Source organism: Lysobacter sp. ESA13C, from assembly GCF_019970005.1.
GTDB lineage: Bacteria > Pseudomonadota > Gammaproteobacteria > Xanthomonadales > Xanthomonadaceae > Lysobacter > Lysobacter antibioticus_B.
The window spans coordinates 1-300 of record NZ_JAHXYK010000049.1 but is presented as its reverse complement, the minus strand read 5'-3'; the positions used below and the strand labels follow the sequence as shown (position 1 = coordinate 300).

The following is a 300-nucleotide window of genomic DNA, read 5'->3' as shown; positions in this document are numbered from 1 at the left end:
TCGTGGTCGGACCGGTCGCAGTCAGCGGGAAGTCGCTGATCGTCGCGGTGCCGCCGTTGTCGTTGGTCACCGTCTTGACCAGGGTCAGCGTCGCCGCCTGGTCGTCGTTGACGATCGTACAAGTCGCACTCACGCCATTGGCCAGCGTCAGGCTGTTGCCCGACAGCGTGCCCGCGGTGCAGCTCCAGGCGCCGGCGGTGTAACCGGCCACCGAAGCTTCGGTCAGGGTGTAGACGCCGGCGCTGACCGGGGCATTGGTCACCGTCGCCGTGCCGCTCACACCGGTGATCGTGGTCGGAC

The 300-nt window shown here is 68.0% G+C and carries 1 protein-coding gene; it reads right to left on the bottom strand.

Features of this window, described 5'->3' with window-relative positions; all coding sequences use genetic code 11:
• Positions 1–300 (bottom strand): hypothetical protein (locus tag LC490_RS24640; RefSeq protein ID WP_223621910.1); only part of this gene is annotated, 300 nt, incomplete at both ends.